Source organism: Frigoribacterium sp. NPDC087798 (assembly GCF_044742985.1).
Taxonomy (GTDB): domain Bacteria; phylum Actinomycetota; class Actinomycetes; order Actinomycetales; family Microbacteriaceae; genus Frigoribacterium.
The window spans coordinates 443,180-460,689 of the sequence record NZ_JBIUVP010000001.1 but is presented as its reverse complement, the minus strand read 5'-3'; the positions used below and the strand labels follow the sequence as shown (position 1 = coordinate 460,689).

General features: G+C 72.0%; 15 protein-coding genes. 4 read left to right on the top strand and 11 right to left on the bottom strand.

Features of this window, described 5'->3' with window-relative positions; translation table 11 throughout:
- Nucleotides 1–169 precede the first annotated feature (169 nt).
- Nucleotides 170–1,093 carry an NAD-dependent epimerase/dehydratase family protein gene (locus ACIOSR_RS02155; protein ID WP_402751720.1) on the bottom strand — a complete coding sequence of 308 codons (924 nt, stop codon included), beginning with the start codon at nt 1,091–1,093 and terminating at the stop codon, nt 170–172.
- A gap of 125 nt (nt 1,094–1,218) precedes the next feature.
- On the opposite strand from ACIOSR_RS02155, the gene ACIOSR_RS02150 reads away from it, so the two are divergent.
- The gene (locus tag ACIOSR_RS02150) at nt 1,219–1,935 is read left to right on the top strand and encodes a TetR/AcrR family transcriptional regulator (protein WP_285063579.1); all 717 of its coding nucleotides are present in this window, start codon (nt 1,219–1,221) and stop codon (nt 1,933–1,935) included.
- A 58-nt stretch (nt 1,936–1,993) separates the two neighbouring features.
- Here the strand turns inward: ACIOSR_RS02150 and ACIOSR_RS02145 are convergent, their stop codons facing one another.
- The 3 genes from ACIOSR_RS02145 to ACIOSR_RS02135 all read right to left on the bottom strand — a co-directional run bounded on the left by ACIOSR_RS02145 (nt 1,994) and on the right by ACIOSR_RS02135 (nt 6,909).
- Complete coding sequence (locus ACIOSR_RS02145) at nt 1,994–2,329, bottom strand: TraR/DksA C4-type zinc finger protein (protein ID WP_233568334.1); 336 nt, start codon at nt 2,327–2,329, stop codon at nt 1,994–1,996.
- Nucleotides 2,330–2,340: 11 nt separating this feature from the next.
- On the bottom strand, nt 2,341–3,363 hold the full coding sequence (locus tag ACIOSR_RS02140) for a glutathione S-transferase family protein (protein WP_123570205.1): 1,023 nt from the start codon (nt 3,361–3,363) through the stop codon (nt 2,341–2,343).
- 93 nt (nt 3,364–3,456) lie between these two features.
- Nucleotides 3,457–6,909 (bottom strand): DNA polymerase III subunit alpha, encoded by a 3,453-nt coding sequence (locus ACIOSR_RS02135; RefSeq protein ID WP_123570204.1) that lies wholly within the window; start codon nt 6,907–6,909, stop codon nt 3,457–3,459.
- A 132-nt stretch (nt 6,910–7,041) separates the two neighbouring features.
- On the opposite strand from ACIOSR_RS02135, the gene ACIOSR_RS02130 reads away from it, so the two are divergent.
- Together ACIOSR_RS02130 and ACIOSR_RS02125 are read left to right on the top strand one after the other, a co-directional pair.
- On the top strand, nt 7,042–8,355 hold the full coding sequence (locus ACIOSR_RS02130; protein ID WP_402751719.1) for an aromatic acid exporter family protein: 1,314 nt from the start codon (nt 7,042–7,044) through the stop codon (nt 8,353–8,355).
- 200 nt (nt 8,356–8,555) lie between these two features.
- A complete protein-coding gene (locus ACIOSR_RS02125) occupies nt 8,556–9,920 on the top strand; it encodes a glucose-6-phosphate dehydrogenase (protein ID WP_402751718.1) in 1,365 nt (454 codons plus the stop codon).
- Nucleotides 9,921–10,022: 102 nt separating this feature from the next.
- On the opposite strand, the gene ACIOSR_RS02120 is transcribed toward ACIOSR_RS02125, so the two are convergent.
- The 7 genes from ACIOSR_RS02120 to ACIOSR_RS02090 form a co-directional block, all read right to left on the bottom strand.
- Nucleotides 10,023–11,858, bottom strand: coding sequence for a glycoside hydrolase family 15 protein (locus ACIOSR_RS02120; RefSeq protein WP_267659704.1), 1,836 nt, complete (start codon nt 11,856–11,858; stop codon nt 10,023–10,025).
- Nucleotides 11,839–12,522, bottom strand: coding sequence for a nicotinamide riboside transporter PnuC (gene pnuC, locus ACIOSR_RS02115; RefSeq protein WP_159824818.1), 684 nt, complete (start codon nt 12,520–12,522; stop codon nt 11,839–11,841). Before pnuC ends, ACIOSR_RS02120 begins: the two co-directional genes overlap by 20 nt.
- A 150-nt stretch (nt 12,523–12,672) precedes the next feature.
- Nucleotides 12,673–12,999, bottom strand: a complete 327-nt coding sequence (locus ACIOSR_RS02110; RefSeq protein ID WP_055972315.1) for a DUF6504 family protein — start codon at nt 12,997–12,999, stop codon at nt 12,673–12,675.
- Nucleotides 13,000–13,109: 110 nt separating this feature from the next.
- On the bottom strand, nt 13,110–14,393 hold the full coding sequence (locus ACIOSR_RS02105) for a type II toxin-antitoxin system HipA family toxin (protein WP_173150961.1): 1,284 nt from the start codon (nt 14,391–14,393) through the stop codon (nt 13,110–13,112).
- Nucleotides 14,390–14,752: a helix-turn-helix domain-containing protein gene (locus ACIOSR_RS02100; RefSeq protein WP_056045735.1), complete on the bottom strand. Its 363-nt coding sequence runs from the start codon at nt 14,750–14,752 to the stop codon at nt 14,390–14,392. The genes ACIOSR_RS02105 and ACIOSR_RS02100 overlap by 4 nt, the downstream gene beginning before the upstream one ends.
- A 95-nt stretch (nt 14,753–14,847) precedes the next feature.
- A complete protein-coding gene (locus tag ACIOSR_RS02095) occupies nt 14,848–15,888 on the bottom strand; it encodes an App1 family protein (RefSeq protein ID WP_056045734.1) in 1,041 nt (346 codons plus the stop codon).
- A 58-nt stretch (nt 15,889–15,946) separates the two neighbouring features.
- Nucleotides 15,947–16,675 carry an SOS response-associated peptidase gene (locus ACIOSR_RS02090; protein WP_402751717.1) on the bottom strand — a complete coding sequence of 243 codons (729 nt, stop codon included), beginning with the start codon at nt 16,673–16,675 and terminating at the stop codon, nt 15,947–15,949.
- A gap of 115 nt (nt 16,676–16,790) precedes the next feature.
- On the opposite strand from ACIOSR_RS02090, the gene ACIOSR_RS02085 reads away from it, so the two are divergent.
- Nucleotides 16,791–17,438 (top strand): TetR/AcrR family transcriptional regulator, encoded by a 648-nt coding sequence (locus ACIOSR_RS02085; RefSeq protein ID WP_056045731.1) that lies wholly within the window; start codon nt 16,791–16,793, stop codon nt 17,436–17,438.
- The last annotated feature ends 72 nt before the right edge of the window (nt 17,439–17,510 follow it).

Here is a 17,510-nt window from a genome sequence, read left to right as displayed (position 1 = left end):
CTGTCAGCGTACGGTGGCGTGCGGCCGTCGGGGAAGGGCGGCGCGTGGGGGTCTGCTGTGACCTCGGGGAACCGTCGGTCCCGTCGGCAACTCCTGCTTCCCGTCGCGCCGTCGCGGGACGTCCCCGGGGGCAGGGGCCGTCGTCGTGCGGGGCGACAGGAGTCAGGACTTACCGATGCACGGCGTTGCGGGCGGCCGCGATCGTCGCGTCCAGCGCCTCGGGCCACGGGGTCGGTCCGATCTCGAGCAGGCGTTCGCTCTCGGACGAGTCCACGACGAAGGGCGAGTCGAACTGGTACTGCATCGCCCTCACCTCGCGGAGGAACGGCACCGTGCGGGTCAGGCCGGCCCACAGCAGCGGGTTCCACGGGCGGACGCGACCGGTCAGGCCGTAGCGGCGCCGCGCCTCCTCGGCGATCGCGACCCGTGAGGCGTGGGTGGCGTGCGGCGTCAGCCAGGCGCGTCCCCACTCGTCGCGGTCGATGGCGGCCACGAGGGTCGAGACGACGTCGGGCAGGTACGCCCAGGCGTGCGGCTGGGTCACGTCGCCGACCGCGTGGGCGGTGCGGCCCGCGACGAGCGGCCCGAAGAAGTCGCTGCCGAGGTGGGCGTTGCGCCCGGCACCGGGCCCGAAGTAGTCGCTCGCGCGCACCTCGACGGCCCGGACGCCCCGGTCGGCCGCGGCCAGGAGCCGCTGCCAGCTGTCGGCACGCACCCTGCCCTTCCCCTCGGCGGAGGCGAGGGGCGTGTGCTCGGTCATCGGCTCGGACACCGGCCCGTGGCCGTAGAGGTTGCCCATCAGCACGATGCGCGCCCCCGTGGTGGAGGCCGTCTCGATCAGGGCCGTGGTGATGGCCGGCCACTCGACGCCCCAGGCGGGGTAGGGCGGGTTCGAACAGACCACGATCGTGTCGACGCCGTGGGCCGCGTTCGTCAGGGCGGCGGCGTCCTTGGCGTCGAGCGTGAACGGGGCGGCCCCGGCGATCGCGGTGCCGCGGCGGGTGGCGACGCGCACGGTGTCGCCCCGCTCGGCGAGGCGGCGGACGAGGGGGGTGCCGATGGCTCCGGCTCCGACGACGAGATGGGTGGGCATGGGGTCCTCCTGGGGGCGATGAGCGAGAGCGGTGCTCTCGGATCTGACCCTAGGGTCGGGCGGCCCGATACGCAAGAGCGGTGCTCTCGTTTGTGTCGCGTGCTCTCGGACGACAGGATCGGGGCATGACCACGAACGCAGGGGACGACGGACGCGACCGGGCCGTGGGGGGCGTCCGCGAGCGGGCACGGACCGAGATCGTCGAGCGCGCCCTCGCCTCGGCCCACCGGCAGCTGGCCGAGGTGGGAGCGGCCGCCCTCTCGGTGCGCGCCGTCGCGCGCGACCTGGGCATGGCGTCCTCGGCGATCTACCGGTACTTCCCGAGCCGCGACGCCCTGCTGACCCGCCTGATCACCGACGCCTACGTCGACCTCGCCGAGGCCGCCCGTCGGGCCGAGCAGGACGTCGACCGGGCCGACCACCAGGAGCGCTTCCGCGAGACGGCCCGTGCGACCCGTCGCTGGGCGATCGCCGACCCGCACCGCTACGCCCTGCTCTACGGCTCACCCGTCCCCGGGTACGCGGCCCCCGTCGACACCGTCGAACCGGCGATCGCGGTGGGGCTGCTCCTGCTCGGGGCGGTCGACGACGCGGCGGCGAGCGGAGCCACGTTGCGGGCGATGCCCGTGCGAGCCGGCCTGGCCGACGAGTTCACGCAGCTCGCCCAGGGCCTCGGGGCGTCGGTCGCCCCCGGTGTGCTGGCCGCGGGCATCACCGCCTGGACGGCCCTCTACGGGCATCTCAGCTTCGAGCTCTTCGGTCACCTCACCGACGTCGTCACCGACCGCGACGCCTGGTTCGAGTCGTTCCTCGACGAGCAGATCGCTCGCATCTGGGGCTGACGCCCCCGCCGACGCCCCCGCTGAGGGCGCGGGACGGGGCACCGGCAGGAGGCGCGGGTCAGCTCGCGCAGTCGATGCAGAGTCGGGCGGTGGGTCGCGCCTCGAGCCGAGCCTCGCCGATCCGGGCCGCACATCGCTCGCAGCGCCCGAAGGTGCCGTCGGCGAGCCGGGCCAGGGCGGCCTCGGCGTCGGCGGCGCGTTCGAGGGCCGATCGCCGGACGGCGTCGAGCTGCGACCGTTCGTAGGCGATCGTGGACCCCTCGGGGTCGTGCTCGTCGTCGACGTTGGCTCCCTCGCGGGCCGCGGCCACCGCCTCCATGTCCCCGAGCAGTCGCGCGGCCAGCGCCAGGGCCTCGTCGCGTGTGGTGCGCAACCGGTCCGAGGGATCGAGCACGAGGCGGTGCCTCAGGCCCCGACGAGCGTCGGCACCTCTTCGCCGGCGCGGGGCGGTGCCGGGGGAGTGCCGTCGCCGAAGGGGCGGCCACCGAGCTGCTCGCGCCCGTGGTCGGTGAGCCATCCCGAGGCGTCCGGACCGACCGGGACGATGCCCGTGGGGTTGATGTCGGAGTGCACGACGTAGTAGTGCGCCTTGATCTGGTCGAAGTCGATCGTGTCGCCGAACCCGGGGGTCTGGAACAGGTCGCGGGCGTAGGCCCAGAGCACCGGCATCTCGCTGAGCTTGTTCCGGTTGCACTTGAAGTGCCCGTGGTAGACGGCGTCGAACCGGGCGAGCGTGGTGAACAGCCGGATGTCGGCCTCGGTGATGGTGTCGCCCACGAGGTAGCGCTGACCGGCCAGTCGCTCGGACAACCAGTCGAGCCGCTCGAAGAGGGTGCGGTAGGCCCGCTCGTAGCTCTTCTGCGACCCGGCGAAACCGGCGCGGTAGACCCCGTTGTTGACGTCGTGGAAGACCACGGCGTTCACCTCGTCGATCTCGCCGCGGAGGGCCTCGGGGTAGAGGTCGGGGGCGCCCTCGCGGTGGTGGGCGGTCCACTCGGTCGCGAAGTCGAGGGTGATCTGGGGGAAGTCGTTCGTGACGACCTTGCCGCTCGGCACGTCGACGATCGCCGGCACGGTGATGCCGCGCGGGTAGTCGGGCGTGCGGGCGAAGAACGCCTCTTGGAGGCGTTCGATGCCGAGGACGGGGTCGCGACCGTCGGGGTCGAGGTCGAAGGTCCAGCTGCGGGCGTCGTGCGTGGGGCCGGGCAGGCCGAGCGAGATCGCGTCCTCCAGCCCGAGCAGGCGTCGCGAGATGACGCTGCGGTTCGCCCAGGGGCAGGCCCGGGCGGCGACCAGGCGGTAGCGACCGGCCTCGACCGGCCACCCGTCGACGGCATCGCGCGTGATGCGGTCCTCGATGTAGTTGGTGTCGCGGGTGTACTCCTGACCCGGTTCGACGTAGCTGCCCTTGACCTGCTGATCGCTCATGTCGCCACCCTACGCACGGGGTGTCGGCAATTCCTGGCTGCTGCGACGTGCGCGGACGAGCGGCGGCCCCGGCCGCCGTGGTGACGACACGGGTCAGGAGTTGCCGACGGCCAGGGACGAGGAGGCGCGGGCCGCGTTCCAGTCGCGCCACATCGCCTTGAGGTCCCACGCGTTCTCGGCCTCGAGCGAGATGCCGCGCTCGCCGGTGCGACGCGTGCGTCCCTGGATCACCATCAGCTGTGTGCCGAACAGCAGCGAGCCGGCGCGGGCCTGGGCCTCCTCGAAGAACGTGGAGTCGGAGCAGCCGCTGCCGTCGTCGAGGCTGATGAAGACCACGCGCTTGCCGCTGCGCATCGGCGGGGTCTGGGTCGCGATGCGGATGCCCGCCACGAGCACGGTCGTGCCGTTCCAGTGGTCGCGCAGGTCGGCGGCGCGCACCACGCCCAGGTCGTCGAGCATGGGCCGGTAGCTCTCGATCACGTGTTCGCTGACCTCCATCGAGAGGATGTCGAGCTCGTCGGCGACCCGCTGCCGGGCGTCGACGTCGGGCGTGCCGGTCGGCACCGTGTCGGAGTCGTCGATCGAGAAGTCGAGCTGGTTCTCGACGTCGGTGGCCTTCGGGCGCGACGACCGGCCGGTGAGCGCTCGCACCCGCGCCAGGACGTCGCCGCGGGTGCGGCCGGGCCCGGCGACCGAGTCGAGCGCCCCGACCTGCGCCAGGCGCTCGAAGAGCGATCGGGACGGCGTCGCCCGCTGCCAGAAGTCGGTGATCGAGTCGTAGGGACGGTTCACGACCACCCGGGCCAGCTCGGCGTCGCTGATGCCGTGCACGTCGGCCAGCGACAGCCGCAGACCGAGGTCGCCCACCCGGGTCGGCGCGATCGGGGTCGCCGGCGGCCGGAGGCGCTCGACCCGGTAGACGTCGGTCGAGGCGTTGACGTCGAGCGGCAGCACGGGGACGCCCATGCGTCGCGCCTCGGTCAGCAGCAACCGCTTCGGGTACATGCCCGGGTCGTGGGTGAGGACGCCCGCCAGGAACTCGGCCGGGTAGTGGGTCTTCAACCACGCGCTCTGGTAGGTCGGCAGGGCGAACGCGGCCCCGTGGGCCTTGCAGAAGCCGAACGACCCGAACCCCTTGAGCGCGGCCCAGATCCGGTCGACCGCGGCGTCGTCGAAGCGTCGCCTCCCGGTCGCGGGGTCGAGGTTGCCGCGGGTGCGCTCGCGGAAGGTGGCCTCGAGCGCGTCGTCGTCGCCCTTGCCCATGTGCCGTCGGATCTCGTCGGCCTCGGCGAGCGACACCTGCATGGTCGCCTCGAGGATGCGCAGCACGTGCTCGTGGTAGATGACCACCCCGTAGCTGTCGTCGAGGAACGACGCGAAGCTCGGGTGCAGGTAGTCGGGTTGTTGGAATCCGTGCTTGGTGTCGAGGAACGGCGCGATCATGTTGCCCTTCATCGGGCCGGGCCGGAACAGCGAGATGTCGGCGATGAGGTCTTCGTAGCGGTCGGGCTGCATCTTGCCGATCAGCTCGCGCTGCCCGGGGCTCTCGATCTGGAACATGCCGAGCGTGTGGGTGGTGCGGATCGCCTCGAAGGTGGGCTCGTCGTCGTGCGGGATCTCGTCGAGCTCGATCCGACCCTGGCGGTTCACGTAGGGCACGTCGACGGGCAGGGCACCGGCGAGGGCGGCACGGGGGCCGTTGACGCGTTCGATCTCGTCGAGGGCGTAGGCGAGCGAGCTCTGCATGCGGACGCCGAGGACGTCCAGCTTGAGCAGGCCGGCGTCGTTCATGTCGTACTTGTCGAACTGGCTCATCGGCAGGCCGATGCCGCTGGGCTGGACGGGGGTCGTGCTGAGCAGGTCGGAGTCGCCGAGGATGACCCCGCACGGGTGCATCGAGATGTGCCGGGGCAGACGGTCGAGCCGTTCGCTGAGGTCGACGAGCAGGTCGATCTGGTCGTTGCTCCGGGCGAGTTCGGCGATCTCGCGCAGCTCGGGTTTCTCGGCCATCGCCGTGCGCAGGTCTCGGGCGTTCGACCGCCAGACGTTCTTGGCCACGAGGTCGATCTGCTCGTCGTCGAGGCCCAGCGCGAGACCGGCGTCGCGCACCGCCCCGCGTCCGCGGTAGGTGGACTGCATCGACATGAGCGTGACCCGGTTGCTGCCGTACCGGTCGAAGATCGCCCGGTAGACCTCGTGCCGCCGCGCCGCCTCGACGTCGATGTCGATGTCGGGCAGGGTCTCGCGCTTGTTGCCGAGGAACCGTTCGAACAGCAGGTCGTGCTCGATCGGGTCGACGTTCGAGATGCGCAGCAGGTAGGTGACGAGGCTGCCCGCCCCCGATCCCCGAGCCGCGTTGCGCACCCGCAGGTCGCGCATCAGTGCGGAGACGTCGGCCACGGTGAGGAAGTACCCGGCGAAGCCGAACCCGGTGATGATGCCGAGTTCGTAGCGCATGCGGTCCTCGACCTTGTCGCGCAGGGCACGGTCGGCGTCGCCGAAGCGTTCGGTGACGCCGGCCTGGGCCTGCCGGAACAGCGCCTGGTCGGGGTCGCCGTCGACGCCGATCGCGCTGAGCTCCGGCACCTTCGGGCGGCCCCAGCCGAGGTCGGCGACGGGGTCGAGTCGGCACCGGTCGGCCAGGCGTTCGGTGGCGGCGAGCATCTCGTCGCCGACGCTGCGGGGCAACGACGAGGCGTCGCTCACCAGACGGGCCAGTCGGCGCATGTCGGCGGGGCGCTTGAGGTAGGCCTGGGCGTTCGGTTGGGGCCGGAACGAGCCGAGGGCGGCCAGGTGCCCCGCCGAGTCGAGCACGTCGGCCGTGACGGCCTCGTCGGGATCGAGGTACCGCACGGCGTTCGTGAGCACGGCCGGCACCCCGACGTGGTCGGCCAACTCGAGCATGCGGGCGGCGTGCCGGATGCTGCGGCTCTCGCCCGGCTCGGTCAGGTGGCAGACCACCTCGACCACCACGCCGCCCGGCAGCGTCGCCGCCCAGTCGGCGAGCGACGCCGCGGCCTCGCTGTGACGCCCCGCCTGGACCAGTCGGCCCACGTCGGAGTCGGGCCCCAGCAGCACGGTCGCCGCCGGCTCGGTCTCGCCCTGGACGAAGCCCCTCACCCGGGACCGGGCGATGGTCGCCACGCTGTTGGCGCTGCCGCTGGCGCGGCGGGTGGCCCGACCGTGGGACGCGCTGATCAGCCGGCACAGCGCCGCCCACCCCGCCTTCGCCGGCCCGCCGCCCCGCGCCCCGTGCGCCAGCACCACGATGCGGTCGACCCCGCCGACGGCCCCGCCGCCGTCGGCACCACCGTCCACGAACCCCTCGCGGTCGTCCCGGCACCCCAGCTCGACTCCGACGATCGGGTCGACGCCCGCCGTCCGGCAGGCCCCGACGTGCCGGATCGCCCCGTACAGCCCGTCCCGGTCGGTGATCGCCGCCGCGTCGGCACCCGCCGCGACGGCGGCGTCGACGAGCGCCTTCGGGTGCGCCGTGCCGTGGTGGGCACTGAACGCCGACGCGACGCGCAGGTGGGTGAAGCTCATGGTCGGTACCTCGGGCTGCTGAACCCCCGGCCGGGTCGTTCGAACAGGTGTTCGACCAGTGTACGTCGCTCCGATCGGCCGTCGCACCCCGTGGCCCGTCCCTCGGGTCCCACGGCCTGTCATCATCGGGGCATGTCCGATCGACGCCCCACCCCGACCGATCGAGGCTCCACCTCGCCCGATCGACGGTCCGCCCTGCGTCGCGACGCCCGCACCGCGACCCACTGGACCCGCGTCCTGCTGGCCCAACCGCGCCTCCTGCTCGCCGTGAAGACGGCGCTCGCCGCGGCCCTCGCCTACTGGATCGCGCCGCAGGTGCCCGGCGTCGCCGCCGACTACCCGTACTACGCGCCGCTCGGCGCCGTGATCGCGATGTACCCGACCATCAAGAGTTCGCTGCGACAGGGGTTCCAGGTGCTGGTCGGCGTGGTCGTCGGCATCGCCCTCGCCACGGCGGTCTTCTCGCTGCAGGACGGTCGGCCCGGCGTGTTGGCGGTGGCGCTCGTCGTCGGGGTCGGCGTGCTCGTGGCGGGCATCCGCTGGCTCGGCGCCGGTCGCGACTGGGTGCTCACGGCCGGGTTGTTCGTGCTGCTGCTCGGCGGCGCGAACGCCGAGGCCTACTCGCTGGGCTACATCGTGCAGATCGGCGTCGGCGTCGTCGTCGGCGTCGTGGTCAACCTGGTGCTCGTGCCGCCGCTCTACGCCTCGCGCGCCGAGGATCGCCTCCTCCGGGTGAAGGACTCGCTGGCCGACCGTGCCGACGAGGTCGCCGGCGTGTTCGAGACCCCCTGGCCCCTCGAGGACGACGAATGGGAGCGTCGCGTGGGCGTCCTGCCGAGCACCCTCCGCCGCGTCCGCGAGACCGTCGCCTACGCGGACGAGTCCCGTCGCATGAACCCGCGGTGGTTGCTCCGCCGCCGCGACCTCGGCCAGGAGTACGCGGATCTCGCCACGTACGAGCGCGTCTCGTTCCACCTGCAGGACGTCGCCGAGGTCTCGGGCATCCTCGGTCGCCGGATCGGCCGGCAGATCGGCATGCCCGACGACCTCGCGCCCGACGTCGCCCACGCCGTGCACGGCGTCGCCACCGTCATCCGACGCCACGGGGCCGACGACGTCGACGCGTTCACCGACGCCCGGCGACGCGTCGCCGACCTCTGGGACGCCGTCGACCGCCACCGGGACCGCCCGACCACGGACACGAGCGGCGGCGTCTCGATCGCCGTCTCGCTCGGACGCATCATCGCCGCCCTCGACCCCGACGACACCACCGCGCCCCGCCCCGAGGACGACGCCGCCGAGGAGGGGCGCGCGGCCGACGACGACGACACCGGCGGCCGGGTGGGCGGCACCGACAGCACGGGGCCGGTCGACGACGACAGCGCACCCCGCGACACCGCCCCGCACGACACCGTGCAGGACGGCGAGGCCGACGACGGTCGCTGACCCCGATACGGCGCTCACCCTCCGGGAGCAGTACGGTTGACCGGGCACCGGCGCCGAGACGCGACCCGTGCCCTCCGCGGCCGGGGCGGTCGACGGGAATGTCCGTCCCCCCTGTGCGTTGACACCCGTGGCCCCGAGAACCCCCGCCGCCTGATCGACCAGCGACGACACGATCGTCGCCCTCCCACGAAAGCTGCACTGTGACAGACACCACCACCCTCATCATCCTCGGAGCCAGCGGAGACCTCACCGAGCGTCTGCTGCTCCCCGGCCTCGCGAGCCTGCTCAAGAGCGACCGCGGCGTCGACGTCCAGCTCATCGGCACCGGCCGCAGCGAGCGCAGCCCCGAAGAGTGGGACGACGTCGTGAAGACCGCCTTCAACGGCGACGCCGGCAGCGACCTCGCCAAGAAGACGCTGGCGTCGAGCCGGTACATCCAGGGCGACCCGACCACGGTCGAGCACCTGAAGGCCCTGTTCGAGGCCAGCGAGGGCACGCCGGTCATGTACTTCGCCCTGCCTCCCGCCATCAGCACCAAGGTGATCCAGGCGCTCGCCGAGATCGACCTGCCCGACGGCCTGCGCCTCGCCCTCGAGAAGCCGTTCGGCTCGGACGAAGAGAGCGCCCGCGAGCTCAACGCCGAACTCCTCAAGATCGTCCCCGAGGAGCGCATCCACCGCACCGACCACTTCCTCGGTCGCGCGACGGTCCTCAACATGATCGGCCTGCGCTTCGCCAACCGCCTCTTCGAGCCGGTCTGGAACAGCGAGAACATCGAGAAGGTCGAGATCTTCTACGACGAGGTCCTCGGCCTCGAGGGTCGCGCCCAGTACTACGACAAGGCCGGCGCGCTGATCGACATGATCCAGAGCCACCTGCTGCAGGTGCTCGCCGTCATCGCGATGGACGCCCCGTCGAGCATCGACTCGGTCGAGCTGCGCAGCGAGATCGCCCGCGTCCTGCGCGCCACCTGGGTCAAGGACGCCGACCCGGTCGCCTCGAGCCGTCGCGCCCAGTACGCGGCCGGCACGATCGACGGCAAGGACGTCCCCGCCTACGCCGACGAGGACGGCGTCGACAACGAGCGCCAGACCGAGACCCTCGCCGAGGTCGAGTTCGAGGTCAAGACCCGTCGCTGGGCGGGCGTGCCGTTCATCCTGCGTTCGGGCAAGGGCATGACCAAGATCCGCAAAGAGGTGCTCATCACCTTCAAGCCGGTCCCCGCGCTTCCCGAGGGCCTCAACGGCTCGTCGACGCCCGACACGCTCCGCATCGAGATCAGCCCCGAGACGATGGAGCTCGGCGTCACCACGAACGGCTCGGGCAACCCGTTCGACCTCGAGAAGTCGACGATGTCGGTCACCCTGGGCAAGCCCGAGCTCACGCCCTACGGCGAGGTGCTCAGCGGCATCTTCCACGACGACCCGACGCTCTCGATCCGCGGCGACGTCGCCGAGCGCTGCTGGGCGATCGTCGCTCCCGTGATCGAGGCCTGGAAGGCCGACCAGGTGCCGCTCGACACCTACGCCGCCGGGTCGACCGGTCCGTCGGACTGGCTCGCCTGATCCTGGTCGCGCACTCCTGACCGGCAGACCTCGACGGCCGCCCCGCTCTCCCGAGCAGGGCGGCCGTCGTCGCGTCCGGCAGCCGAGGAGGCGCGGGTCGGGTCACCCGCGGTCGTGCGCCTTCCCGATCGCGTCGGCCGCGCGCACCAGCGCCAGGTGCGACAACGCCTGCGGGGTGTTGCCGACGTGGCGCCCCGTCGCGACCTCGATCTCCTCCGAGAGCATCCCGACGTCGTTGCAGTAGCCGACCAGCCGGTCCATCAGGGCGACGGCGTCGTCGACGCGCCCCGAGGCGGCGTACTGCTCGGCCAGCCAGAACGAGCAGGTCAAGAACGGGTTCTCCGCTCCGTCGAGGCCGTCGATGCCGCTCTCGGTGCGGTAACGCAGGAGCAGGCCGTCCTGCAGCAGATCGTGCTCGATGGCGGCGACGGTGCCGAGCATCCGGGGGTCGTCGGCGGCGACGAAGCCGACCTGCGGCAGCTGCAGCAGGGACGCGTCGACCTCGGTCGTGCCGTAGTGCTGGGTGAAGGAGGCGCGGTCGGCGTTCCAGCCGCGGGTCTCGATCTCGGTGCGCACCTCGTCACGCAGCCGACGCCACCGGTCGACCGGGCCGTCGAGGCCGAACTGCTCGATGCCCTTGATGGCCCGGTCGAGAGCGGCCCAGATCATCACCCGCGAGTGGGTGAAGTGCTGCAACTCGCCGCGGATCTCCCAGATGCCGTTGTCGGGCCGGGTCCAGTTGTCCTCGACGTACTGCATGAGGGCACGCTGCAGGGGCCACGAGTACTCGCTCTCCTCGACGCCGAGCAGGCGGGCTTCGTGCAGGGCCACCATCACCTCGCCGAAGATGTCGCCCTGGTACTGCTCGTACGCGGCGTTCCCGATGCGCACCGGTGAGGCCCCGTCGTAGCCGGGCAGATGCCCGAGTTCGCTCTCGTGCAGGTACCGCTCGCCGGCCAGGCCGTACATGATCTGCACGTCGGCGGGGTCCCCGGCGATGGCACGCAGCAGCCAGCCGCGCCACCGGTCGGCCTCCTCGGCGTATCCGTGCAGGATGAGGGCCTGCAGCGTCATCGACGCGTCACGCAGCCAGACGTAGCGGTAGTCCCAGTTGCGCGAGCCGCCGAACCGTTCGGGCAGGCTCGTGGTCGCCGCGGCGACGATGCCTCCGGTGTCCTCGTTGGTGAGGGCTCGGAGGATCAGGAGCGACCGGTGCACCTCGGGGGCGTAGGCCTCGGGGGCCGAGCAGCGTGAGGCCCATGCCTGCCACCAGGCGACGGTCTCGTCGATGCCGGCCGGCACGTCGAGGGGCGCCGGCGGTTCGCGATGGGACGGGTACCAGGTGAGGCTGAGGTCGACCGTCTCGCCGGGGGAGACGTCGAACGTCGCCTCGTGCGTGTGGTCGGTGGCCGTCAGCCGCGGGCCGCGGACCACGACGGCGTCGGGCCCGGCCGTGGCGACGAGGGCCGTCTCGTCGCCCTCGGGGATCTGCCGCACCCAGGGGAGGGCCGTCCCGTAGCCGAACCGGATCGCGAGGTCCACGTGCATCGAGACGGTGCCCGAGACCCCGGTCACCCGGCGGACGACGTCGGCCCGCCGGTCGCCGTAGGGCATGAGGTCGGTGACCTCGACCACGCCGGTGGGCGTCGTCCAGCGGGTGACGAGCACGAAGGTGTCGTCGACGTATCGCCGGGTCGAGGTGGCGGCGGCGTCGGAGGGGGCCACGAGCCAGCGTCCGGCGTCGTGGTCGCCGAGCAGGGCACCGAAGGTCGACGCGGAGTCGAAGCGGGGGAGGCAGAGCCAGTCGATGCTGCCGTCGGAGCCGACGAGGCCTCCGGTGTGCAGGTCGCCGATCAGTGCGTAGTTCTCGATGGGCAGGGGCATGCGCTCATCAAACCAGCGCGCGCCGGGGCCGGGATCAGCGTTGCAGCGTCGGATCGGGCCAGAGCGTCTCGACCTTGGGCTTCTGCCGCCGGGTGCGAGCCCAGACGACGAACCCCGCGAGCGTGAAGGCGCCGTAGAAGACGTACATGAACGCCGACGCGTAGTAGCCGGCGCTGAACAACAGGGGAGTGCCGACGAGGTCGACCGCGACCCAGATCAACCAGAACTCGACCCAGCCCTTGGCCATGCCGTAGGTGGCGAGGAGCGACCCGGTGAAGATCCAGGCGTCGGCCCACACGGGTTCGTACGACCCCAGCAGGCGGAACAGGGGGGTCAACGCGGCGGTGCCGCCGACGAGGACGACGACGATCAGCACCCGGTTCTTCCACCCCGCCCAGCGGGGCTCGACGGCCGCGCCGCCGGCGTCGTCGGCGTGCTTCCAGCGGTACCAGCCGTAGATCGACACCACGATGAACATCACCTGGCGTGCGGCCTGCCCGAGCAGGTTCACCGGGTTGGGGGTGTCGAACACCGCGCCGAGGAAGACGGTGAACAGCAGCGCGTTGCCCACGATGCCGATCGGCCAGGCCCAGACCTTGCGCCTCATGCCGCCGAGGGCGCTGAGCAGGCCGAAGACGTTGCCCACCACCTCGCGCCAGAGGATCGTCTGGTCGCCGATGTGCACCTGCGCGTCGAACAACCACAGCAACGGATTCATCGGGAGGCTCTCTTCGGTCGGGGAGGCGGGTGGTGCGGGACCACGGCGTCCCCGGGGCGCAGGGCGCCTGGTGCGTCAACGAGTGTGGCACGGGGGGAATTCCCGACGGCGCACGGCTCACCGCCATCGTCGTCCGACGGACGCCCGGGGTCAGGCGAACAGCTGCTGTTCGACCCGGTCGTCGAACACCCCGAGCAGCAACCACGAGTCGCCTCGGCCGTCGAGCGCCAGGTCGAAGGTGCCGTCGACCCGGTGGGCACCGTCCGTGAGCGGCACGGCGTCGACCCGCCAGACCGTCATCTCGAGCAGGTGCGCGCTCGCCCCGCGTGGTGCCCGGGTCGCCGATCGCCACCAGTCGGTCCGAGTGACCCAGAGTTCGGGCGAACTGACGACGCCGTACACGACCCCCCGCCACTCGAAGCGCAGGGGCGCCCCGTCGGCGGTCGTCTCGACCGGGACCTTCTCGTCCACCCTCATCTGCCGACCTCTCGTTCGAATGTGTGTTCGAACGGAGTCTACGAACCCCCACCGACATCGGCCACCCCCCGGTGCGGGGCCGAGGCCCGGGTGCCGAGGCGCCGGCGTCCTCACCAGCCGGGCAGCGCCTCCTCGACGTGGACGACCGCCTCGCGGGGCAGGCCGGCCTCGTCGGCGAACGACCGCCACCGCCCCACCGCGTCGCGCACCTCGTCGACGATGCCCGACGCGTCCCGCACCAGGAAACGATCCGCCAGGCGCATCACGTCGGCCCGCGAGACGTCACGGAAGACGCCGTCCACCCCCATGAGGTGCTGGTACGTCCACCGCCCGGTCGGGTTGTGCGCGAACGTCACGTCGTACGCGGGCGACAGCCCCCACGACGCCTCGGGCCCCGCCAACAGGAACGACGAGTTCTTCGTGTGGTCGTCGTTGTTGGCCGCCAGCACGTTGAAGACCATCCGGCGGAACGCCTGCGCCATCGCCTCGTCGCCCGACCCCATCCGACGGACGGCGTCGAACAGCTGCCCGTAGTCGTGGGCCTGTCGCTGCCGGAAGTCGAGATGGGCCGCCCCGCACAGCGTCAGGACGTGGGCCTTGCCCTCGGCCCGGCGGTCGAACCGACGCGTCATGAAGTGCGACCGCCCGTTCTCGTCGAGCAACCGGCACTCGGCCATGTCGATCCCCGCCGCCCCCGCCATCAGCGAATACGCGTACTCGACCCGTCCGGCGAGACCTCCCGACCCCAGCTCGGAGTCCGGGCCCACCCCGTCCAGCTTGATCAACCAGTGCTCGAACCCGTCCGGCGCCGCCACCTGGCCCGACCGGATCTCGCCCGTGCCACGGTTCCACGCGACCACCGCCTTCGCCCGCGCCCCACCCGCCGACGTCCCCACCTGGATCAACGACCTGATCGCCGACTCCGCCTCGCGGTCGTCGCCGAAGCTGGCGTCCAGCACGCTGCGTGCCCCCTCGACGAGCGCACTCAGTTCGACCGCGCTCGTCGTCCGCTGACGCGGTCCCCGCGCCGGCCGGAACTCCAACGCCCCCATGGCCCGGTCCGCCATGTACGCCAACCGGTCGAGCGGGCTCACCTGCTGCCGTGACACCCCCTGGCGCACCAACCAGGCGTCGATCACCGCATTGCCGAAGTCGTCCGGCATCGCGTCCGCCAGCACGGCGGGCAGGCGATGGAACGTCGCCTCGGGCAACTGTGGGAAGACGTGCCGCCGCGTACGCACCGGCATGGTCAGTGGCGCCAACTCGATGCCGCGCGCCACCCAGTCCGGGTAGTACTCGAAGACGTACGCCCCGATCCCCGGGTCGAGTGCCACGGCCCCCACCCGGAGACCCCACGCCGTCACCTCGACCGCCCGGACCGGGACCCAGCTCACGAGTCGCCGCCCGGTGATCGTCCGCCCCTCGGGCGATACACCCGACGTCGCGGCTCGTCGCCCGCCGACCGCAGCACGTCGAGCGGGCTGACGGCGCTCGCCGGGGCGATGCCCCCGAGGACGTCGTCGGCACCGAGGGCCCGCAGGACGCGGACGAGCGTGCGCAACGTGCTGCCGCGGCCGGCCTCGAGGGACTGCACCGTGCTGGGGGACAGGTCGGCCCGTCGGGCGAGTTCGAGTTGGTCGAGTCCCCGGTCGAGCCGCAGGCGACGGACCTGCTCGCCGACCTGGCGTTCACGCTCGTCCGTCGACACGAGCGGGGGCACCGGCACTCGTGCGGCCTGGTCGTCGTCGAACACGATGCTCCAATCTCGGGATGATCCACGATAGCAGCCATGTCGACTCACAAAACAGGACTATCCCACTATCACAGGATCACCACGAGCTGCCAGGGTCAGTCGATCACGCCGTTGTCGAGGAGTTGTTCCCACAGGCCGGCGCCGTCGGGTGCCGACACCCAGACGACGTCGCTGCCCTCGGCGTGTTCCGACCGCGACCGTCCACCGGCCAGCACGGCCTCGCTCGGCGACAGCTGACGGATCGCCACGGCGGCCACGTTCTCGGGGTGGTCGTGCAGGAACGTGCCGTACAGCTCTTCGTCGTGCTGCCCGTCGTCGCCGACGAGCAGCCACTTGAGCTCGGGGAACTCGTCGGCGAGGCGGCGCAGGGACTCCTGTTTGTGCAGGCGACCGCTGCGGAAGATCCGGTCGTGGGTGGGGCCCCAGTCGGTCAACAGGAGTGCGCCGCTCGGGTACAGGTTGCGGGACAGGAAGCGGGACAGCGTCGGCGCCACGTTCCAGGCGCCCGTCGAGAGGTAGATGACGGGGCACCCGGGGTTCGCCGCGTTCAGGCGTTCGTAGAGCACGGCCATGCCGGGCACCGGGCGACGGGCGTGCTCGTTGAGCACGAAGGTGTTCCAGGCCGCGAGCAGCGGCCGGGGCAACGAGGTGACCATCACGGTGTCGTCGATGTCCGAGACGATGCCGAACCGCGCCTCCGGATCGATGACGAAGATCGGCGCCTCGACCGGCACGGACCCTTCGGTGCTCAGGGTCGCGACGTGCCAGCCGGGTTCGAGGTCGACGGCGATGCGGGCGTCGAGCACGCCACCGCGGTCGGCCTGGACGCGTTGGACGCGACCGCCGAGCGAGACCTCGACCAGGGCCTTCTCGACGGGCACGCTGGTGAAGCTGCGCCACCCCCGGACGTTGAGGCGGTCCACGCCCGACAGCGTGCCCGTCCGGGTGAGCAGGACGCGGGACAGCACCCGCGCCCATCCGGGAGCGCCGTAGCCGGTGTACGGCACGACGGTGGGCAGGAGGCCGCGGCGTCGGGCTCGCTTCTCACGGAAGCGGTGGACCGAGTTCTCGATGCGGGCCGCTCGGTGGAGGAAGGGCTCGACGGCGGCGGGCGGTGCCTTGCGGGTGTCGGGCATCCGGTCAGTCTCGCACGATGGGTCGTCGGACGGACGGACGGACCGCCGACGGACCGGATCAGCCGACGGGGGCCAGCAGACCGGGGTGGTCGACCGACGACGAGCCGACCTCGGGGCCGACCTCGTGGTGCAGCAGGCGCGCGGCGATCTCGTCGCTGAGGCCGGCGATGCCCTGCACCAGGTCGTCGTCGCCCTCGGTCTCGGGGTCGAGCCAGTCGTCCATGACGTCGGTGCCGACGAGCACCGGCATGCGGTCGTGCACCTCGGACACCGGACCCGAGGAGGCGCGGGTCAACACGGTCGTCGACAACAGCCACCGAGACGGGGCGCCCACCTCGGCCGACGGGTCTCGCCACCACTCGTAGAGCGCGCCGAACAGCACCACCTCGTCGTCGGGCAGCCGCACGAGGACGGGGCGCTTAGAGCCGTCGGGCAGGGTGTGCCACTCGTACCACCCGGTGGCCGGGACCAGGCCGCGGCGCGAGACCACGGCGTCGCGGAACGACGGCTTCTCGGCGACCGACTCGGACCGTGCGTTGAACAGCGGGGGACCGGAGTCGGGCCCTGCCGAGCCACCGGGCACGAGACCCCACCGCGCCGCGGCGAGCCGGCGGACCGGCGGGCCGCCGGCGTCCTCGCCCCGAGGAGCCGCGTCGACGAGCAGACTCACCGGCCGGGTCGGAGCGATATTCCAGGAAGGCTCTGGGAGAGTGTCTCCTGATACATCGACGTCGAACAGGGCCACCAGGTCGCTCGAGGCGCGTGCCATCACGAATCGTCCGCACATGCGATCCATTCTGGTGGCAGCCGCCGACATCCGGTGACCGCCACCTCGGTCCCCCTTCCGACGTCATCGCACCGTGCCCGACCCCGTCGAGGCATCGCCACGAAACGGAGAAACGTTGCTCGTCACCGACGTCAATGACGCACTGCCCGGGGGTTCACCGCTGCTGAGGAACGAGCCGGTCCAGGCTCGCAGTTCCGCGCGGCTCACCGGGCTGCTCGACGCGGCCGCGGCCATCATCGACGAGATCGGCTACGAGCGTCTGACGACGGCCATGGTCGCCGAGCGGGCGGGCGCCTCGATCGGCACGGTCTACCGCTACTTCCCCGACCGCATCGCCGTCGTCGACGCGCTCGCCCTGCGTTCCGTCCAGCGTCTGACCGTCCGGGTCGACGAGGCCGTGTCCGACGACGCCGTCACCGACTGGCGTCGTGCCGTCGACCTGTTCGTCGACGCCAAGGCCGAGATGTACCGCAGCGAGCCCGGTTTCCGGGCCATCCGCTTCGGCGACGCACCCGACGTGCGCACGCCCGAGACGCGCCAGTACACGAGCCCCCTGGCCGAGCAGCTGCTCGCCGTGCTCGTCGACCACTGCTCGGTGCCGCGCACCGACGAGCTCGAGCTGGGCCTCCAGGTGGCCGTCGAGATCGCGAACGCCCTGTTGGCGCGTGCCTTCATCGACGACGCCGAGGGCGACGGCCGCTTCGTCGACCAGTGCCGCACGGTCCTGACGGGCTACCTCGAGCCCCTCGTCGGCGCGCACTGACCTCGTCGGCCGTGTGACGGCCGGCGTCGGGGGCCCCGGCGGGGTCGATGACGCTTCGTCGGGATCTGTGGT

What these genes read in the sequence shown, in the direction of transcription:
- ACIOSR_RS02090 (WP_402751717.1), bottom strand. Translation starts at nt 16,675, where the DNA reads ATGTGCGGACGATTCGTGATGGCACGCGCCTCGAGCGACCTGGTGGCC.
- ACIOSR_RS02130 (WP_402751719.1), top strand. Translation starts at nt 7,042, where the DNA reads ATGTCCGATCGACGCCCCACCCCGACCGATCGAGGCTCCACCTCGCCC.
- ACIOSR_RS02155 (WP_402751720.1), bottom strand. Translation starts at nt 1,093, where the DNA reads ATGCCCACCCATCTCGTCGTCGGAGCCGGAGCCATCGGCACCCCCCTC.
- ACIOSR_RS02110 (WP_055972315.1), bottom strand. Translation starts at nt 12,999, where the DNA reads ATGAGGGTGGACGAGAAGGTCCCGGTCGAGACGACCGCCGACGGGGCG.
- ACIOSR_RS02140 (WP_123570205.1), bottom strand. Translation starts at nt 3,363, where the DNA reads ATGAGCGATCAGCAGGTCAAGGGCAGCTACGTCGAACCGGGTCAGGAG.
- pnuC (WP_159824818.1), bottom strand. Translation starts at nt 12,522, where the DNA reads ATGAATCCGTTGCTGTGGTTGTTCGACGCGCAGGTGCACATCGGCGAC.
- ACIOSR_RS02095 (WP_056045734.1), bottom strand. Translation starts at nt 15,888, where the DNA reads ATGCCCGACACCCGCAAGGCACCGCCCGCCGCCGTCGAGCCCTTCCTC.
- ACIOSR_RS02135 (WP_123570204.1), bottom strand. Translation starts at nt 6,909, where the DNA reads ATGAGCTTCACCCACCTGCGCGTCGCGTCGGCGTTCAGTGCCCACCAC.
- ACIOSR_RS02150 (WP_285063579.1), top strand. Translation starts at nt 1,219, where the DNA reads ATGACCACGAACGCAGGGGACGACGGACGCGACCGGGCCGTGGGGGGC.